General features: G+C 70.7%; 16 protein-coding genes. 8 read left to right on the top strand and 8 right to left on the bottom strand.

From position 1 onward, the window contains the following. Positions 1-78: 78 nt before the first annotated feature. The gene (locus tag JN22_RS14195) at positions 79-570 is read right to left on the bottom strand and encodes a winged helix-turn-helix transcriptional regulator (protein ID WP_085554514.1); all 492 of its coding nucleotides are present in this window, start codon (positions 568-570) and stop codon (positions 79-81) included. 103 nt (positions 571-673) lie between these two features. Continuing rightward, positions 674-1,672 carry a bile acid:sodium symporter family protein gene (locus tag JN22_RS14190; RefSeq protein WP_085554513.1) on the bottom strand — a complete coding sequence of 333 codons (999 nt, stop codon included), beginning with the start codon at positions 1,670-1,672 and terminating at the stop codon, positions 674-676. Between the two features lie 297 nt (positions 1,673-1,969). Here JN22_RS14190 and maiA point away from each other — a divergent pair, with 297 nt between their 5' ends. Next, entirely contained in the window at positions 1,970-2,611 is a 642-nt protein-coding gene (gene maiA, locus JN22_RS14185; protein ID WP_085554512.1) for a maleylacetoacetate isomerase, read from the top strand. Between the two features lie 96 nt (positions 2,612-2,707). On the opposite strand, the gene JN22_RS14180 is transcribed toward maiA, so the two are convergent. Beyond that, the gene (locus JN22_RS14180) at positions 2,708-4,111 is read right to left on the bottom strand and encodes an amidase (protein WP_085554511.1); all 1,404 of its coding nucleotides are present in this window, start codon (positions 4,109-4,111) and stop codon (positions 2,708-2,710) included. A 202-nt stretch (positions 4,112-4,313) separates the two neighbouring features. Here JN22_RS14180 and JN22_RS14175 point away from each other — a divergent pair, with 202 nt between their 5' ends. The 4 genes from JN22_RS14175 to JN22_RS14160 all read left to right on the top strand — a co-directional run bounded on the left by JN22_RS14175 (position 4,314) and on the right by JN22_RS14160 (position 8,497). After that, complete coding sequence (locus JN22_RS14175) at positions 4,314-5,456, top strand: ABC transporter ATP-binding protein (RefSeq protein ID WP_085554510.1); 1,143 nt, start codon at positions 4,314-4,316, stop codon at positions 5,454-5,456. A gap of 49 nt (positions 5,457-5,505) precedes the next feature. After that, positions 5,506-6,552: an ABC transporter substrate-binding protein gene (locus JN22_RS14170; RefSeq protein WP_085554509.1), complete on the top strand. Its 1,047-nt coding sequence runs from the start codon at positions 5,506-5,508 to the stop codon at positions 6,550-6,552. Positions 6,553-6,811: 259 nt separating this feature from the next. Beyond that, positions 6,812-7,669, top strand: coding sequence for an ABC transporter permease (locus JN22_RS14165; protein WP_085554507.1), 858 nt, complete (start codon positions 6,812-6,814; stop codon positions 7,667-7,669). Positions 7,670-7,684: 15 nt separating this feature from the next. Further along, positions 7,685-8,497 (top strand): ABC transporter permease, encoded by an 813-nt coding sequence (locus JN22_RS14160; RefSeq protein ID WP_085554506.1) that lies wholly within the window; start codon positions 7,685-7,687, stop codon positions 8,495-8,497. A gap of 94 nt (positions 8,498-8,591) precedes the next feature. On the opposite strand, the gene JN22_RS14155 is transcribed toward JN22_RS14160, so the two are convergent. Then, entirely contained in the window at positions 8,592-8,945 is a 354-nt protein-coding gene (locus JN22_RS14155) for a hydroxyisourate hydrolase (RefSeq protein WP_085554505.1), read from the bottom strand. 29 nt (positions 8,946-8,974) lie between these two features. Between JN22_RS14155 and JN22_RS14150 the strand changes: the two genes are divergently transcribed. From JN22_RS14150 to JN22_RS14140, 3 genes are read left to right on the top strand one after another with little or no spacing between them, the layout of a single operon-like run. After that, positions 8,975-10,165, top strand: coding sequence for an MFS transporter (locus JN22_RS14150; RefSeq protein ID WP_085554504.1), 1,191 nt, complete (start codon positions 8,975-8,977; stop codon positions 10,163-10,165). Beyond that, a complete protein-coding gene (locus tag JN22_RS14145; RefSeq protein ID WP_085554503.1) occupies positions 10,165-11,556 on the top strand; it encodes an amidase in 1,392 nt (463 codons plus the stop codon). The genes JN22_RS14150 and JN22_RS14145 overlap by 1 nt, the downstream gene beginning before the upstream one ends. Further along, a complete protein-coding gene (locus tag JN22_RS14140; protein WP_223677711.1) occupies positions 11,553-12,269 on the top strand; it encodes a GntR family transcriptional regulator in 717 nt (238 codons plus the stop codon). Before JN22_RS14145 ends, JN22_RS14140 begins: the two co-directional genes overlap by 4 nt. A gap of 187 nt (positions 12,270-12,456) precedes the next feature. On the opposite strand, the gene hydA is transcribed toward JN22_RS14140, so the two are convergent. Genes hydA through JN22_RS14120 form a run of 4 tightly spaced genes read right to left on the bottom strand, consistent with a single transcriptional unit; the run spans position 12,457 to position 16,807 of the window. Next, positions 12,457-13,908, bottom strand: coding sequence for a dihydropyrimidinase (gene hydA, locus JN22_RS14135; protein WP_085554502.1), 1,452 nt, complete (start codon positions 13,906-13,908; stop codon positions 12,457-12,459). A 22-nt stretch (positions 13,909-13,930) separates the two neighbouring features. Continuing rightward, positions 13,931-14,662 (bottom strand): maleate cis-trans isomerase family protein, encoded by a 732-nt coding sequence (locus JN22_RS14130; RefSeq protein ID WP_085554501.1) that lies wholly within the window; start codon positions 14,660-14,662, stop codon positions 13,931-13,933. 31 nt (positions 14,663-14,693) lie between these two features. After that, positions 14,694-16,025 carry an amidohydrolase family protein gene (locus JN22_RS14125; RefSeq protein WP_085554500.1) on the bottom strand — a complete coding sequence of 444 codons (1,332 nt, stop codon included), beginning with the start codon at positions 16,023-16,025 and terminating at the stop codon, positions 14,694-14,696. Beyond that, positions 16,022-16,807 (bottom strand): ABC transporter ATP-binding protein, encoded by a 786-nt coding sequence (locus tag JN22_RS14120; RefSeq protein WP_085554499.1) that lies wholly within the window; start codon positions 16,805-16,807, stop codon positions 16,022-16,024. Before JN22_RS14120 ends, JN22_RS14125 begins: the two co-directional genes overlap by 4 nt.

Genomic DNA, 16,807 nt, shown 5'->3' with positions numbered 1-16,807 from the left:
TGCGCGACAGGGCCGCTCCTCTCACTTTGCGTCCGGGAACGGCAGTTCCTCGCAAAATGAGAAGCCTTCAGGTCCTTGTCAATTTTGCTGCTGGCGCAGCAGCCCGTCGAGCGGGATGGCGGTGACGCTCTTCACCTCCTCCATCACCGCGTAGGTGTGGGTTTCGCGCACGCCGCGCGCGGTGGACAGCAGTTCGCCCAGGAACAGCCGGTACTCGTTCATGTCGCGGACGCGGGCCTTGACCAGATAGTCGAAGCCGCCGGCCACCATGTGGCACTCCATGATCTGCGGCATGCGCAGGACCGTGCCCTTGAAATCGTCGAAATTGTCCGGGGTGGTGCGGTCCAGCACGACCTCGACGAAGACCAGCATGCCGGAATCGAGCCGGTGCGGGTCGAGCAGCGCGACGTAGCGCTGGATCACCCCGTCGTTCTGCAGGCGCTTCACCCGCTCCAGGCAGGCGGCCGGGCTGAGGTTGATGCGGCGGGCCAGCTCGACGTTGCTGAGGCGCCCGTCCTCCTGCAACTCGCGCAGGATCTTCAGGTCGGTGGCATCGAGACTGCGGTCCATGGTCGGCGTCAAACTTTCTTCGGACGATACCCTGATCGAATCTTATAAATTCAGTTTCATCACGGGTGAAGCGGATTATGTCCGGAAACGCGCGAAAGCCGGCTCAGGAGGCCGCCGGCAGGGCGTCGCGCTCCGCCGCCTCACGGTCGGCGTAGCGGCGGGCCAGCACGGCGCAGACCATGAGCTGGATCTGGTGGAAGATCATCACCGGCAGCAGCACGAGGCCGGCGGTGGCCGGCGCGAACAGCACGCCGGCCATCGGCACGCCGCTGACCAGCGACTTCTTCGAGCCGCAGAAGACGATGGCCGTCTCGTCGGCGGTCGAGAAGCCCAGGCGGCGGCTGAGCAGCGTCGTGCCGACCAGGAACAGCGCCAGGATGGCGCAATCGACCAGCACGACCATCGCCAGCGCCTCCGGCGGCACCTGGGTCCAGAGGCCGCCGGCCACCGCCTCGCTGAAGGCGATGTAGACGACCAGCAGGATCGAGCCGCGGTCGGTCACCTTCAGCAGGCCCTTGTGCCGCGCCGCCCAGGCGCCGACCCAGCGGCGCAGAAGCTGCCCGGCAACGAAGGGCAGCAGAAGCTGGACGACGATGGTCTGGATCGCGTCCAGCGAGAAACCGCCGCCCTGCGCCTTGAGGAACAGCGCGACCAGCAGCGGCGTCATCAGGATGCCGGCAATGTTGGACAGCGTGGCGCTGCACACCGCCGCCGCGACGTTGCCCCGCGCCATCGAGGTGAAGGCGATGGAGGATTGCACCGTCGAGGGCAGCAGGCAGAGGAACTGCACCCCGATGGCGAGCGCCGGCGGCAGCAGCCGTTCCGGCATCGTCTCCACCACCAGCCAGCCGATCAGCGGGAAGGCCAGGAAGGTCAGGGAGACGATCAGCAGATGCAGCCGCCAGTGCGAGAGGCCAGCCGTCACCTCCTCGCGCGGAAGCCGGGCGCCGTGCAGGAAGAACAGCAGCGCGATGGCCGCCTCGGCAACCCAGTGAACCCCGTCGGCGGCGGCACCCTGGAGCGGCAGGAGACTCGCGAGCCCGACCGTCGCCAGCAGGGCCAGCGTGAAACCATCGAGGTTCGGGCGGGGCACGCGGATCATCGTATGGAACTCCGGAATACAGCGATCCCCAGCGATGTAACGCGCCACGCCGCGTCTGGGAAGGGTGCAGCGCACAATCCAGGTGCGGTTGCGGGCGCATGGCTGCCTTGACGAGGGGCCCGGCCCCCACGGGGCGCCCAACGGGGCTTCGTCAATTGTCTGCCGGGCAAAAAACATTGATGGCGAACGATTGCCGCCCGTGACAGTTTTCACGCGCAAGATCGGCGGTGTGCCGGAAAGCCAACGGGCGCAGGGCAAGGACCGCCGGCGAGAAACCATCCGGAGGAGGGCAACAGCATGAAGGTCTACGGCTATTTCCGGTCATCGGCGGCGTATCGGCTGCGGATCGCGCTCAACCTCAAGGGGCTGGCCGCCGAGGAGCAGGTCTTCGTCCATCTCCGCAAGAAGGAGCAGAGCGCCCCCGACTATCTCGCCGTCAACCCGATGGGGCTGGTGCCGGCGCTGGAGGAGAACGGGCAGATTCTCACCCAGTCGCTCGCCATCATCGAGTATCTCGACGAGACCCGCCCCGAACCGGCGCTGCTGCCGCGCGACCCGCTCGACCGCGCCTGGGTCCGCTCGATCGCGCTCGCCATCGCCTGCGACATCCACCCGATCAACAATCTGCGCGTCCTCAACCACCTGCGCGACCGGCTCGGCCAGGACGAGGAGTCCCGCAACGCCTGGTACGCCCACTGGGTGGCCGAGGGCTTCGCCGGGGTCGAGGCGATGCTGGCCCGCGACCCGCGCACCGGAACCTTCTGCTTCGGCGAGACGCCGACGCTCGCCGACGTCTGCCTCGTCCCGCAGCTGTTCAACGCCGAGCGGCTGAACTGCCCGCTCGACGCTTACCCGACGATCCGCCGCATCGCCGCCGCCGCCCGCGCGCTTCCCGCCTTCCAGGCGGCGGAGCCCGGCCGCCAGCCCGACGCCGAATGACCGGAAGCCCCCTCCCCGCGCGGGGCTGAATCCCGGAGGGCGTCAAGGGCGTCCGACGGAGTCGTGGGAGGGGGGAGGGAGCAAGCCGGCCGTTCCCTAGGCCGGCCAGCGGTGGACGAAGCCGGCCTCGCGCTCCAGCCGCAGGCCGAGCCGGACCAGCCGGCGCTCCTCGCCCGGACGCGCGATGAGCTGAATGCCGAAGGGTAGCCCGTCCGCCTCCCCCAACGACGGGGCCACCGGCAGGGTCAGCACCGGGAATCCGATCAGCGTCACGATGGCGGTGACGCCCAGATAGTCGAGGATGGTCTCGACCGGCCGCCCGTCGATCGCCGTCACCTCACCATCGGCGTTCGGCCAGGGCAGCACGCCGCAGGCCGGCGCCGCCAGCACGTCGATGTCGCGGAACAGCGCGACGAAGCGCCGGTAGAGCGCCGTGCGCGCCGCCTGCGCCTCCAGATAGGCGTCGGCGGTGATGCCGGCCCCGGCCTCGATGTTCCAGCGCACGGTGTCGGTCAGCCGCTCGCCATGCCGGGCCAGCAGCGGGCCGAAGGCGTGGCGGGTCTGGGCGGCGCGCAGTGTGCGGAAGGTCGCCATGGCGTCGCTACAGTCGGGATGGCGCCGCGCCACCGGCCCGGCCGCCCGCTCCAGCCGCTCCACCGCCGCGTCGAAACGCGCGCGCACCGCCTCCGACACGGTGGCCGCGCCGAAATCCGCCGTGGCGCCCAACCGCGACTCCGACCCGTCGTCGCGGTCGCCGAACAGCGAGGTCGGGTCGTCGAGGTCGGCGCCGGCCATGGCGCCCAGCAGCAGCGCGCAGTCCGCCGTGTCGCGCGCCAGCACGCCGTGCGTCGCCAGCGTGTCCCAACCCAGCCCACGCCCCGGCGCCGGAATCAGCCCCGGCGTCGGCCGGATCGAGGCGACGCCGCAGAAGCTGGCCGGCACCCGCACCGAGCCGCCGAAATCGGTGCCGTGGGCCAACGGCGCCATGCCGGTCGCCACCGCCACCGCCGAGCCGCCGCTCGACCCGCCCGAGGTCAGCACCGGGTCGAAGGGGTTGCGCGTCGGCCCGGCCAGCCGGTTTTGACAGACGGCACCGAAGCCGAACTCCGGCGTGTTGGTCTTGCCGATGACGATGCCGCCGGCCGCCTCGATCCGCGCCACGGCGACGTCGTTCGCCGCCGGCACATGGTCGGCATAGAGCGCCGAGCCGTAGGTGGTGCGCAGGCCGGCGGTGTCGGTCAGATCCTTCACCGCCACCGGCACGCCATGCAGCGGCCCGACAGGCCGTGGGGAAGCGTCCAGCGCGTCGGCGCGGGCCAGCGCCGCGTCGGCGGCGACGGTGACGAAGGCGGACAGCGCCGGCTCGGCCGCCTCGATACGCGCCAGATGCGCCTCCACCGCCGCGCGGGCCGTCAGCTCCCGCCGCGCCAGCCGGCCGGCCAAGCGGGCCGCTCCCTCCCGCCACAGCGCCTTGCCTGCGGCGTCGATCTGCTCACCCATGCATCATTCCCCTTTCATGGCGCGAAAAGCGGCAATTGCCTCCAGGCACCGCACAAGCCGTCGCCATCTCGGCTTGACCGGTGAGGCCCCGAATTCCAATAAATTGATTTATCATATTGATAAAGAATGGAAATACGGAAAACGGCATGCTGTTTGCTAAATAGGATGCGTACGAAGGTAACGCGAAACGGACGGTGCAGCCATGGTCAGTGCCTCGCCCAGCAGTCAAGCATCCTCTCGGGCAGCCTCCCAGGCGGCCCCGCGCGGGCAGACGCTTCTCCTCGACGGGATCACCCAGCGCTACGGCCAGTCCGTCGCCGTCAACGACGTCACGCTCGACATCCGTGGCGGCGAACTGGTCGCCCTGCTCGGGCCGTCGGGCTGCGGCAAGACCACCCTGCTGCGCATCATCGCCGGATTCCTGGCCCAGACGAAGGGCCATGTGATCGTCGGCGGCGAGACGGTGGACGGGCTGCCGCCCAACCGCCGCTCGGTCGGCATCGTCTTCCAGAACTACGCGCTGTTCCCGCACATGACGGTGGCGGAGAACGTCGCCTACGGGCTGGACGCGCGCGGCGCCGACCGCGCCACCCAGCGCGCCGAGGCCCAGCGCATGCTGGATCTGGTGAAGCTCGGCCATCTCGGCGACCGTTACCCCCGCCAGCTCTCCGGCGGGCAGCAGCAGCGCGTCGCGCTGGCCCGCGCGCTGGCGGTCAACCCGTCGATCCTGCTGCTCGACGAGCCCTTCGCGGCGCTCGACAAGAATCTGCGGCTCGACATGCAGATCGAGGTCAAGCGCATCCAGCGCCTGTCCGGCATCACCACCATCCTCGTCACCCACGACCAGGAGGAGGCACTGTCGATGGCCGACCGCGTCGCGGTGCTGAGCCAGGGCCGGCTGGAGCAGTTCTCGCCGCCGACCCAGATCTACGACTCGCCCGACAGCCTGTTCGTCAACACCTTTGTCGGCTCGGCCAACCTGCTGGGCGGCGTGCTGGTCGGTGCCGACCGCAGCGGCGGCACGGTGCGGCTCGACGCCGGCGGCGTCATCGAGACGCGCGCACCCAAGGGCGACCTGCGGCCCGGCGCCCGCGTCACCGTCTGCCTGCGCCCCGAGCATCTGCGCGTCGATCCCGGCGCCGAGGGCGTCGAGACGCTGAACGGCGTGGTCGAGATGGGGCTGCCGCTGGGCGCCACCGTCGTCCACGAGATCCGCGTCGGCGACGGCTCCGCCGTCAAGGTGGCGGAGCCGCGGCTGGAGCGCGGGCTGCTGCTCGCCCCCGGCACGCCGGTGCGCCTCGCCCCGGTCGCCCCCCGCCTCGCCTCGGTCTTCGCCGCAGCCTGAGTTCTTCTTTTTTCTGCCCTTCTCCTCCCATCCCTTCAGGAGTCGACCGATGCTGCTGACCCGCCGCAACCTGATGCAGACGGCGCTGACGCTGGGCGCCATGCACGCCTTCCCCGGCCTGACCTGGGCGCAGGCGCGCCCACTGGTCTTCGCGACCTTCACCGGAAGCTGGGAGGAGGCGCACAAGGCCGTGCTCGTCCCCGCTTTCCGCAAGGCGGCCGGCAATGCCGACATGGTGCTCGACCCGATGCTGTCGGTCGATCAGATCGCCAAGGTCAACGCGGCGAAGAACAACCCGCCGATCGACGTCATGCTGCACGATCCGGGGCCGGCGCTCCAGGCGGTGGCGCAGGGGCTGGTCGAGCCCTACCCGGTCGAAAAGAGCGCCTATTACAAGGACCTGATCCCGGCCGCGCAGGAGCCGAGCGGGCCGGCGCCCTTCTTCCAGGTGGTCGGGCTGACCTACAACCCGGAGACGGTGAAGACCCCGCCAACCAGCTGGGCCGACCTGTGGAAGCCGGAGTTCAAGGGCCGCGTCGGCATCACCAACCTGAACTCGACGCTCGGCACCGGCTTTATGGTGGAGCTGGCCAAGATGCATGGCGGGTCGGAGAGCAACATCGACCCGGCCTTCAAGGCGATCGAGGCGCTGCGCCCCAGCCTCGCCGCCGTCGCCGCCAACCCCGGCCAGCTCGCCACCCTGTTCCAGCAGGGCCAGATCGACATCTCGCCGGGCAACTTCAACGCCATCCAGATCCTCAAGGCGCGCGGCGTGCCGGTGGAGTGGGTGGCGCCGAAGGAGGGCGCCATCGCCTTCAAGACGACCATCCACATCGTCAAGAACTCCCCCAACCGCGAGCTGGCCTTCAAGCTGATCGAGGCCGCGCTGTCGCCGGAGGTGCAGGCAACGCTGATGGAGGAGCCGTACCTGATCGTGCCGACCAACACCAAGGTCGCCATGAAGGGCGAGATCGCCAAGGCGCTGGCCAAGGACCACGCCGAGCTGGAGAAGAAGTTCGTGTTCCAGGACTGGGCCAAGATCAACGAGCAGCGCGCCGCCTGGATCGAACGCTTCAACCGCGAAATCCGCGTGTGAGGCTGAAACCTCCCTCTCCCGCCCCGGGAGAGGGAAGGGGCCCATGCGGAGCATGGGAAGGGTGAGGGGTGATCGGGGCATGGATTTCGCACCACGCCCGATAGCCCCTCCCCCTCCCCGCCTTCGGCGGGTCCAAGGTCGCTCGCAAGTCTCGCGACCGCATTCCGCCTACGATCGCCTTTGGCGCTCGTCCGGCCTGCGGCCGTCGGCTCCATGCCCTCTCCCGAGGCGGGAGAGGGCTTTAAAGAGGAGTTCCCCCATGGCCGCGGCGTTGCGCAACGTCACCACCTACGACCTGAAGCTCGCGGCCCCGCTGGCGCTGGGGTTCGTCGTCTTCTTCATCACGCCGCTGGTCATCCTGCTGGCGCTCAGCTTCCAGGCCGACCCGCAGGGCAGCCGTTACGGCCTGACCCAATACGTCAATTTCCTCGGCGACCGCTTCAGCCTGGGCGTGCTGGGCTCGACCCTGTGGCTGGGGGTGAAGGTCACGCTGCTGACGCTGCTGCTGGGCTATCCAGTGGCGTGGCTGCACCAGCGCGCGCCCTCCTGGGCCAAGGGGACCATCATGCTGCTGGTGCTGCTGCCGCTGCTGACCAGCGTGGTGGTGCGCACCTTCGCCTGGGTCGTCATCCTCGGCCGGCAGGGCATCGTCAACGCCTCGCTGGCCGGTCTGGGGCTGATCGACACGCCGCTGAAGCTGCTCTACACCGAGAGCGGCGTGGTCATCGCGCTGGCGCAGGTGCAGATGCCGCTGATGGTGCTGCCGCTGATCACGGCGCTGAGCCGCATCGATCCCAACCTCGCCGACGCCTCGTCGGTGCTGGGCTCCGGGCACTGGCGGACCTTCCGCAAGGTGATCCTGCCATTGTCGCTGCCGGGCATCGTCGCCGGCTGCCTGCTGACCTACGCCGCCGCCATCACCGCCTTCATCACCCAGAGCCTGATCGGCGGCGGGCAGATGCTGTTCATGCCGATGTACATCTACCAGCAGGCGTCCACCTTGCAGAACTGGCCCTTCGCCGCCGCGATCTCCATCGTCTTCCTGGTCGCGGTGCTGGTGGTGGTGTCGATCTTCAACGCGCTGGGCCGCCTGTCGCGCGGCTACACCAACGCCTGAGGAGGGCGGAAAGCCATGAACAACCGCCGCATCGACCTCGACGCGCTCAGCTTCCGCATCGTCATGACCGGCGTCGCGCTGCTGGCGCTGGCGCTGCTCGCCGCCCCGACCATCGTGGTCATCTGGGTGTCCTTCACCAGCGGCTATTCGCTGAAGTTTCCGCCGCCGGGATATTCGCTGCGCTGGTACGTCGAGCTGTGGAACGCCTGGCAGCTCCAGTTCGCCATGATGAACAGCCTGAAGGTGGCCTTCTGGGCGACCGCCCTGTCGATCCTGCTGGGGGTGGCGGCCTCGCTGGGCATCGCGCGCTCGGCGTCGCTGACCGCCCGCGTGCTCGACAGCCTGTTCCTGTCGCCGCTGGTGCTGCCGGCGCTGGCCTTCGGGCTGTCGTCGCTGATGTTCTTCTCGCTGGTCGGCGTGCCGGTGTCGCCGCTGACGCTGATCATCGGCCACACCGTGGTGTCGGTGCCCTTCGTGGTGCGCAACACGGTGGCGTCGCTCGCCCAGATGAACCCGGCGCTGCTGGAGGCCTCGGCCAGCCTGGGCGCCTCGCGCTGGCACAGCTTCCGCCGCATCACACTGCCGCTGATCCGGCCGGGCATCCTGGCCGGCGGCTTCATCGCCTTCATGGCGTCCTTCGACAACGTGCCGGTGTCGCTGTTCCTGCGCGACGCCGCCACCGACATGCTGCCGATCCGCATGTGGCAGGATCTGGAGGGCAAGCTGGACGTCACCGTCGCCGCCCTGTCGGGCGTGCTGATCGTCGTCACCATCGCCCTGATGCTGGTGATGGAGCGGGTCGCCGGCCTGTCCAAGCGCCTGACCTGATCCTCCTTGGCCTATCCCGTTGGCCTGACCCCGCCGCGCCACACCCGACGGCTCATTGGAGCAGGCCAACCGCAGATGGTTGACCGCGACCGCCTCACACACCCAGAAACAGCGACACGCCATAGGGCGTGAACTTCAAGGGCAGATGCAGATGACGGTCGGGGTCGGTCACCACGAAGCGGAAGGGAAGGATGTCGAGAAATCCCCTCTGCTCCTCCGGATACCCGGCGGCGCGCAGCCAGTCGCCGATGTGGAACAGCGCCTCGTGCGGGCCGGGGGCGATGCCCTCGCCGCGCACCGTCGGGTGGTCGAGCTGGCCGTTGGCGCCGAGCCGCCCCGCCGCCAGCCGGCGCCGCTCGGGGGCCAGCGCGTGAAGCTCCACATACAGCCCCTCCGCCGCGACGCCGCGCGCCACGTCGACGCCGTGTATCGAGATGCCGCCCGCCATGCCCGTTCCTCCGTTCCCGAGTGGACGCGATGGTAGCCGAGACGCTGCCCACCCCGCCAGCCCTGCCGGCGTTGCGCCCGGCGCTGGTGGCGATGACGGCGCTCCAGGCGGTGGTGGCGCTCGGGCTGTTCGCGCCCGGCGTGCTGGCGCCGCGCATGGGCATCGACCCGGCCGGGCTCGGGCTGTTCACCACCGCCGGCTTCCTGGTCGGCATGGCCGCGTCGCTCGGCGGCGGCGTGATGGCCGGGCGGCTGGGCGCCTTCCGCGTCGCCTCGCTCTGCGCGCTGGCGGTGGCGGCGGCGATGCTGCTCGCCATGCTGGGCGGCAACGCCGCCGCGCTGCTCGCCGCCGGGGTCGCCATCGGGCTGGCCTGCGGGCCGGAGACGCCGGCCAGTTCCGCCATCCTCGGGCGGCTGGCGCGCGAAGCCGACCGGCCCTTCGTCTTCTCGCTGCGCCAGACCGGCAACCAGCTCGGCGCCATGGCCGGATCGGTGACGCTGCCGGCGATCGCCATGGCCTTCGATCCGCGCGCCGGCTACGCCGTCATCGCGCTGGTGGCGCTCGGCGGAATCCTGCTGTTCGAGCGGCTGCGGCCGGTCTACGACCCGCTGACCCGCTCGGCCGGCACGGCCTTCGGGTTGAACGCCGCGTGGCGGCTGGTGCGCGACGACAGGGCGCTGCGTCGGATGGCGCTGGCGTCGGCCCCCTACGCGGCGACGCAGATCGCGCTGAACGGCTTCTTCGTCGTCTTCGCGGTGGCCGAACTTGGCATCGGCCATGTCGCCGCCGGGCTGGCGCTGGCGGTCGGCCAAGCCGGTGGCTTGGCCGGACGGCTCGGCTGGGGGGTCGTCGCCACGCGCTGGGTGGCGCCGCGCCGGCTGGTCGGTCTGCTCGGGCTCGGCATGGCCGCCGCCGCCGCCTTCATCGGGCTGGCCGGCGCCAGCCTGCCCTTCCCCCTTCTGCTGGTCGCCACCTTCCTGCTCGGCCTGACCGCCAGCGGCTGGAACGGCGTCTTCCTCGCCGAAATCGCCCGGCTGTCGCCGCGCGACCGCATCGGCGAGGCGACCGGCGCCGTGCTGGTCGGCAGCTACGCCGGGCTGATCGGTGGACCGATGCTGCTGATCGCCGCCTCGGCCTTCGGCGGCCTCGCGACCGGCTATCTGCTGATCGCCGCGCTGGCGGCGCTCGCCGGCCTCAGCCTTCTCGGAGAAACCCGCTGATGTCCTCCTTCCCCCGTGCCACCGTCCTCGCCGCCGCCGTGCGAAGCGGCGCCGCCAGCGCCAGCGGCGCGACCGAGGCGACTCTCGCCCGCATCGACGCCGGCAACCCGGCGCTGAACGCCTTCGTCGCCGTCCATCATCAGGACGCGCTGGCGCAGGCCGAGGCGGTCGACCGACGGATTGGCGCGGGGGAGATGTTGCCGCTGGCCGGCGTTCCGGTGGCCGTCAAGGACACCATCTGGGTGTCCAGGCGGCGGGTGACCCAGGGCTCCCGCCTGTTCGCCGATTTCCACGCCCCGGCCGACGCCATCGCGGTCGAGCGGCTGCGCGCGGCCGGCGCCGTCATCGTCGGCATGGCGAACAGCTCGGAGTTCGCCTGCAAGGGCGTCACCACCAACCCGCTGTTCGGCCCGACCCGCCACCCGATGGACCCGAGCCTGACGCCCGGCGGCTCCAGCGGCGGACCGGCGGCGGCGGTGGCCGGCGGGCTGGTGCCGCTGGCGCTCGGCACCGACGCCGGCGGGTCGAGCCGCCGCCCGCCCGCCCATGTCGGCGCGGTCGGCTTCAAGCCCTCCTTCGGCGCCATCCCCTACGGCCCCGGCTTCGCCGAACCCTTCGTCGGGCTGGCGGTGATGGCGCCGATCGCCGCCGACGTCGCCGACACCGCCCTGATGTTCGAGGCGCTGGCCGGACCCGACCCGCGCGACCCGGACTCCGTGGCCGTCGCCCCGGACGAGGATCGCCCGATCGACACGCTGACCGTCGCCTACAGCCCGCGCCTCGGGCTCGACGCGTCGGTGGATGAGGATGTGCGCGAGGCGGTCGAACGGAGCGTCGAGGGGCTGGAGCGCGCCGGAATCCGCATCCTCCGCCGCGATCCCGTCTGGCCGGCCGGCGTCACCGAGACCGCGCTGATGCCGTTGCAGCACGCCGGGCTGGCGGCGCTGTACGGCGACGCCTTCCGCCGCGACCCGGCCCTGTTCGACCCCGACATCGCCGCCCAGATCGAGCGCGGCCTGTCGCTGTCGGGGGCGGAGGTCGCCGCCACCCAGATCCTGAGCGCCGAGGTCGCCCGCGCGCTGGCCGCCTTCCTCGCCGACGCCGATCTGCTCATTGGCCCGACCACCCCTTGCGTGGCGTGGCCGCTTGACCGGCTGGGGCCGGCGGTCATCGGCGGACAGCCGGTGCCGCCGCGGGCGCACGCGGTCTTCACCCCGCTCGTCAACCACGCCAAGGCCCCCGCCCTCAGCCTGCCCTGCGGCCGGGGCCGCGATCGGCTGCCGGTGGGGTTGCAGATCGTCGGCCCGCGCGGGTTCGACCGCCGGGTCCTGCGCTTCGCCGCCGTCGCGGAACGGGCCTTCGCCGAATTCTGGCCGGGAGCGGGTTTATGAGTGTGGACGACGAAGCCCTGGACGCCGGTCCCATCCCCCGCCGCCGCCGTACGCCGCCGCCGTCGCTGGCGGAGATGGCGGTGGACCGGCTGCGCGGCATGATCATCTACGGCGATCTGGCGCCCTCGGCCCGGCTGATCGAGCCGGAACTGAGCGAACGGCTCGGCATTTCCCGCACGCCGCTGCGCGAGGCGCTGAAGCTGCTGGCGGCGGAGGGGCTGGTGATGCTGCGCCCCAACCGAAACGCCATCGTCGCTCCCCTCGACGCGGCCGAGTTGACGCATCTGTTCGAGGCGGAGGGCTGCATCGAGAGCTTCGCCGCCCGCCTCGCCGCCGAGCGGATGACCGCCGCCGACCTGCGCCGCCTGCGCGGCTTCCAGGGCAGGATCGAGGCGTTGCAGGGGGCCGGCGCGCTGGAGGAGTATTTCGACATCAACCAGAAGATCCACCGGCTGATCGTCTCCAGCGCCAAGAATCCAGCGCTGGCCGAGGCGCACGACCGGCTGCTCGGCCGGCTGGCGCGGGCGCGCTACTTCGCGCTGGGCGCGCAGGGGCGCTGGAGGGAGTCGGTGCTGGAGCACCGCGAGATCCTGACCGCGCTGGAGTCGCGCGACGGCGACACGGCGCAACGGCTGTTCGTCCAGCATGTCGGCCGCACCGGCGAGGTCGTGGCGGCGGCCTGCGCCTCGCCGAGGGCGGTGCGGGCGGGGTGATGGTAGAGGTCTGAAGCGGCGAATTTCTTACGACGATCATGAACGTTGAGAGCCCCTCTCCCCTTGCGGGAGAGGGGTTGGGGTGAGGGCGCAAATCCTTTCCGCCTCCGGCGGATACCCCTCATCCCAACCCTTCTCCCGCAAGGGGAGAAGGGCTCTGTCGAAATCTCTGCGTCCCGTGCGACGGTCAGAAGGACAGCACCGGGGCCGGCGCGCCCTTGGGCCGGGCCGGAGCCGGCAGACCGCAACGCAAGAAGTCGCCGCGCCCCGGAGACGCCAGCAGCGCGCCGTCCCGGCACACCACCTCCCCACGCGACAGCGTCGCCACCGGCCAGCCGGTCACCTCGATGCCCTCGTAGGGGGTGTAGTCCACGTTGTGGTGGAGCATCCCGTTGGTGATCGTCACCGTTCGCGCGGGATCCCACAGCGCGATGTCGGCGTCGGCCCCAACGGCGATGGTGCCCTTGCGCGGGTGCAGCCCATACATGCGCGCCGGGTTGGTGGCGGTCAGCTCGACGAACCTGGTCAGCTCCATCCGGCCTTTCATCACGCCCTCGGAGAAGAGGAGCGGCAGGCGGGTTTCGACGCCGGGGATGCCGTTGGGCACGCAGGCGAAGGGGGCATCGTCGCCATGCACCTTCTTGCCCTGCGGGCCGTCGAAGCGGAAGGGCGCGTGGTCGGAGGAAAAGACCTGGAAGGTGCCGCCGACCAGCCCGTCCCAGATGACGCGCTGGTTGGCCGCGTCGCGCGGCGGCGGCGAGCAGATGCACTTTGCCCCCTCGAAGCCGCCTTTGTCCCCATCGGGCCCGCCCAGATCGTCGGCGGTCAGGAACAGATATTGCGGGCAGGTCTCGGCGTAGATGCGCAGGCCACGCCCCTGCGCCCAGCGGATCTGCTCCACCGCGTCGGCGCCGGAGACGTGGACGATCAGGATCGGCACGTCGACCAGCTCGGCCAGCGAGATGGCGCGGTGGGTGGCCTCGCGCTCGGCCACGCGCGGGCGCGACACGCCGTGATAGAAGGGCGCGGTCTGGCCGGCGCGCTCCAGCTTCTCGGTCAGCCAGGCGATGCAGTCGGCGTTCTCCGCGTGCATCATCACCATGGCGCCCTCGCTGCGGGCGATGTCGAGAACCTCCAGGATCTGGCGGTCGTTCAGCTTCAACGCGTCGTAGGTCATGTAGATCTTGAAGGAGGTGTAGCCCTCGCGGATCAGCGCCGGCAGCTCCTCCCCCAGGACCTGCTCGGTCGGGTCGGTGACGATCAAATGGAAGGCGTAGTCGATCACCGGCTTGCCGGCCGCGCGGCGGTGGTAGTCGTCGACCGCCGCGCGCAGCGACTGGCCCTTCTGCTGGCAGGCGAAGGGCAGCACCGTGGTGGTGCCGCCGAAGGCGGCGGAGCGGGTGCCGCTCAGGAAATCGTCGGCCATCACCGAGGCGTCGCCGGTCGGCTGGTCGAAATGGACATGGCCGTCCACCCCGCCGGGCAGGATCAGCAGCCCGCCGGCGTCGATCTCCTCGCGGCCGGCGGCGAGCCCGTCGCCGAGCGCCGCGATTTTGCCGTCGCGGACGCCGACGTCGGCCTTGAACACGTCCGACGCGGTGGCGACCGTGCCATTGCGGATGACCAGATCGAAATCCATGGGTTCCCTCCCCTGTTTGCCGTCAGCCGTGGAGTTCCTGGAACAGGCTGCCCCAGCCCTGGACCCGGCGGGTGTCGACGCCGGTCATGCGCAGCGCCTTCCACACCACGGTCGACACCGTGTCGTAGACGGGGATGCCCAGCGCCTTCTCCACCCGCTCGGCCACCGGGGCGCCGCGCATGTTGGTGCAGATGATGGCGATGGCGTCGGGCTTGGAGTCCGCCACCTCGGCGCACATGCGCTCAATCCGCTCCTCGCTGACCTCGGAGAAGGAGAAGTTGCCGCGGTCGTTCAAATGCCGCTCGGCCACCACCTCGAAGCCGGCGGCGTTGTAGTTGGCGACCATCGTCTCCTGGATCTCGTCCAGATAGGGGCTGACGATGGCGAGGCGCTTGCGCCCCGTCGTCTCCAGGATCTCGTTCAGCGCCAGCATGGAGGTGCAGGCGGCGATGCCGGTTTCCGCCTTGATGGCCTTGCACAGCTTCACGTCGGCGTCGAAGCCGAGCCAGCCGGCCGAGGTGCCGTTCCAGCCGATCACGTTCAGCTGCGCGTCGGCCAGCAGGCGGGCGGCGTCGAGGAAGGGCGCGTCGGTGAACTGGTCGAGCGCGGCGGCGCGCAGCGAGATCTCCTTGACGGTGAAGCGGCCGAAATGGGCGGTCACCTCCGGCAGGCCGCTCAGCATCGCCGAGGTCACCGGCTCCAGCACCGTGTTGGAGGAGGGGGTCAGCATCCCCAGCAGAACGCGCTTGGTCATGTTGGTTGGTTCTCTCTCTCGGAAGATTGGGTCAGGCGCGCGCCCACAGGGCGCGGGCGGCCTTGTCGGCTTCGGTGCAGATCTCATCCAGGTCGGCGCGGACGGGGCGGCCGTCCTCGACCAGGGTTTCGCCGTCGACCAGCACCATCTCGACGTCACGGCCCTGGCCGGTGTGGACCAGCGTGCCGAGCGGGTTGACCAGTGGGCGCAGATGCGGGCGGCGGGTGTCGAAGACGACCAGATCGGCCTTCTTGCCGACGGCGAGCGTGCCGATCGCGTCGGCCATGCCGACCGCGCGGGCGCCGCCCAGCGTCGCCATGCGGAAGACGTCGGCCGGCTGCCAGTCGGCGGTGACGCCGCCCTGCCGGATCCGTGCGGTGGCCAGCGCCCAGCGCATCGCCTCCACCATGTCGCCGTGCTGGGTGTCGGTGCAGAGCGCCAGATTGACGCCGGCCGCCTTCAGCGCCGGGGTCGGTGCCAGCCGGCCGGAAGCGGCGTTGCATTTGGGCACATGCACGGCGTGGGCGCCGGCGCGGGCGAGGCGGGCGATGTCGGCCTCGTCGACATAGAGGCAGTGGGTGGCGAGCAGCCGGTCGTTGAGCAGCCCGGTCTCCTCCAGCAGCGCCGCCGGGCTGAGGCCGGTCGCGGCCTTCACCCGCTCGACCTCGATCCGGCTTTGCGCCAGATGGGTGTTGACGCGCATGCCGCGCGCCGCCGCCTCGCCGGCGATGGTGCGCAGGAAGCCGGGGGAGCAGGTGTCGGGCGCGTGCGCCGCCATCTGCACCTGGATGCGGCCGTCCTTGGCGCCGTGCCAGCGGTCGTGCAGGTCGAGCGTCCGGCGCAGCAGATCCTCGCCGATGGCGGCGTCGAAGCGCCATTCACCCTGGGCGACGCGCGAGAAATCCACGTCATGAACCCGCCAGCCGGCGTGGACGCGCAGACCAAGCTCGGCGATGGCGTCGAGCGTCGCCTCGGCGTGGACGAAATGGTCGCAGACCAGCGTCGAGCCGGACAGCAAAGCCTCGACCGCGCCCAGCCGGGCCAGCGCGCGGGCCTCCTCCGGCGTGGCGTCGGTGCCCTTCGGCACGCCCGGCGTGTAGGAGGGGGCGAAGCCGAGATCAGCGGCAACGCCGCGCACCATCACCAGCACGGCGTGCAGATGGGCGTTGACGAAGCCGGGCGTCACCAGCCGGCCGGGGAGATGCCGGGTTCGCCGGGCCTCCGGACAAGGCTCGGAGGCCGGGGCGAGGTGGACGATGCGCCCGTCGCGGATGCCGATGGCGGCGTCGTCGATCAGGCTGTTGGCCGCCTCGCCGGTCAGGGCGATGGCGCCGGTCAGCAGAAGGTCGAGCGTCCCGGTCATGCGGCGGCGACCTGCTGCCGCTGTTGCAGGCCCTCCTCGCGGATCAGGTTGAGGATGTGGCGCTTGTGGTCGTTGAAGCGCGGGCTGGTGATGTCGCGCGGGCGCGGCAGGTCGAGGCCGATCAGTTCGCGGACCCGGCCGGGGCGGCTGGTCAGCACGGCGACCTGGGTGCCCAGCACCAGCGCCTCGTCGACGCTGTGGGTGACGAAGACGATGGTGCAGCGCTGCTTCTGCCAGATGGCGACCAGCTCCTCCTGCATGTCCATCTTGGTCTGGGCGTCGAGCGCCGCGAAGGGCTCGTCCATCAGGATGACCTGCGGGTTCAGCAGCAGAGCGCGGGCGATGCCGACGCGCTGGCTCATGCCGCCCGACAGCTCCGCCGGGAAATGGTTCTCGAAGCCCTGGAGCCCGACCATGTCGATGTATTCCTGGGCGGCGGCGCGGCGGTCGGCCTTGCGCCAGCCCTTCAGGCGCAGGTGGAAGGCGACGTTCTCCCACACCGGCAGCCAGGGCATCAGGTTGGCCTGCTGGAACACCATGCCGCGGTCCGCGCCGGGGCCGTCGACCGGCTTGCCGCCGACCGTGACACTGCCCTTGGTCGGCGTCTCGAAGCCGGCGATCATGTTCAGCAGGGTGGACTTGCCGCAGCCCGACGAGCCCAGCAGGCAGAGGAACTCGTTGTTGCCGACCGACAGGCTGACGTCGTCGATGGCCAGCAGGTCGCGCTTGCGCTTGGCGTCGCGATAAACCTTGGTGATGTTCTTCAGTTCGATGGCGGCCAT

Origin of the sequence: Azospirillum agricola, from assembly GCF_020005195.1 — a bacterium.
In the GTDB taxonomy this organism is placed as follows: Bacteria; Pseudomonadota; Alphaproteobacteria; order Azospirillales; family Azospirillaceae; genus Azospirillum; species Azospirillum agricola.
This window is presented reverse-complemented; position numbering and strand designations above follow the sequence as displayed.

Excerpts from the sequence above, each read along its gene's own strand:
- JN22_RS14195 (WP_085554514.1), bottom strand. The coding sequence starts at position 570 with ATGGACCGCAGTCTCGATGCCACCGACCTGAAGATCCTGCGCGAGTTG.
- JN22_RS14190 (WP_085554513.1), bottom strand. The coding sequence starts at position 1,672 with ATGATCCGCGTGCCCCGCCCGAACCTCGATGGTTTCACGCTGGCCCTG.
- maiA (WP_085554512.1), top strand. The coding sequence starts at position 1,970 with ATGAAGGTCTACGGCTATTTCCGGTCATCGGCGGCGTATCGGCTGCGG.
- JN22_RS14180 (WP_085554511.1), bottom strand. The coding sequence starts at position 4,111 with ATGGGTGAGCAGATCGACGCCGCAGGCAAGGCGCTGTGGCGGGAGGGA.
- JN22_RS14175 (WP_085554510.1), top strand. The coding sequence starts at position 4,314 with ATGGTCAGTGCCTCGCCCAGCAGTCAAGCATCCTCTCGGGCAGCCTCC.
- JN22_RS14170 (WP_085554509.1), top strand. The coding sequence starts at position 5,506 with ATGCTGCTGACCCGCCGCAACCTGATGCAGACGGCGCTGACGCTGGGC.
- JN22_RS14165 (WP_085554507.1), top strand. The coding sequence starts at position 6,812 with ATGGCCGCGGCGTTGCGCAACGTCACCACCTACGACCTGAAGCTCGCG.
- JN22_RS14160 (WP_085554506.1), top strand. The coding sequence starts at position 7,685 with ATGAACAACCGCCGCATCGACCTCGACGCGCTCAGCTTCCGCATCGTC.
- JN22_RS14155 (WP_085554505.1), bottom strand. The coding sequence starts at position 8,945 with ATGGCGGGCGGCATCTCGATACACGGCGTCGACGTGGCGCGCGGCGTC.
- JN22_RS14150 (WP_085554504.1), top strand. The coding sequence starts at position 8,975 with ATGGTAGCCGAGACGCTGCCCACCCCGCCAGCCCTGCCGGCGTTGCGC.
- JN22_RS14145 (WP_085554503.1), top strand. The coding sequence starts at position 10,165 with ATGTCCTCCTTCCCCCGTGCCACCGTCCTCGCCGCCGCCGTGCGAAGC.
- JN22_RS14140 (WP_223677711.1), top strand. The coding sequence starts at position 11,553 with ATGAGTGTGGACGACGAAGCCCTGGACGCCGGTCCCATCCCCCGCCGC.
- hydA (WP_085554502.1), bottom strand. The coding sequence starts at position 13,908 with ATGGATTTCGATCTGGTCATCCGCAATGGCACGGTCGCCACCGCGTCG.
- JN22_RS14130 (WP_085554501.1), bottom strand. The coding sequence starts at position 14,662 with ATGACCAAGCGCGTTCTGCTGGGGATGCTGACCCCCTCCTCCAACACG.
- JN22_RS14125 (WP_085554500.1), bottom strand. The coding sequence starts at position 16,025 with ATGACCGGGACGCTCGACCTTCTGCTGACCGGCGCCATCGCCCTGACC.
- JN22_RS14120 (WP_085554499.1), bottom strand. The coding sequence starts at position 16,807 with ATGGCCGCCATCGAACTGAAGAACATCACCAAGGTTTATCGCGACGCC.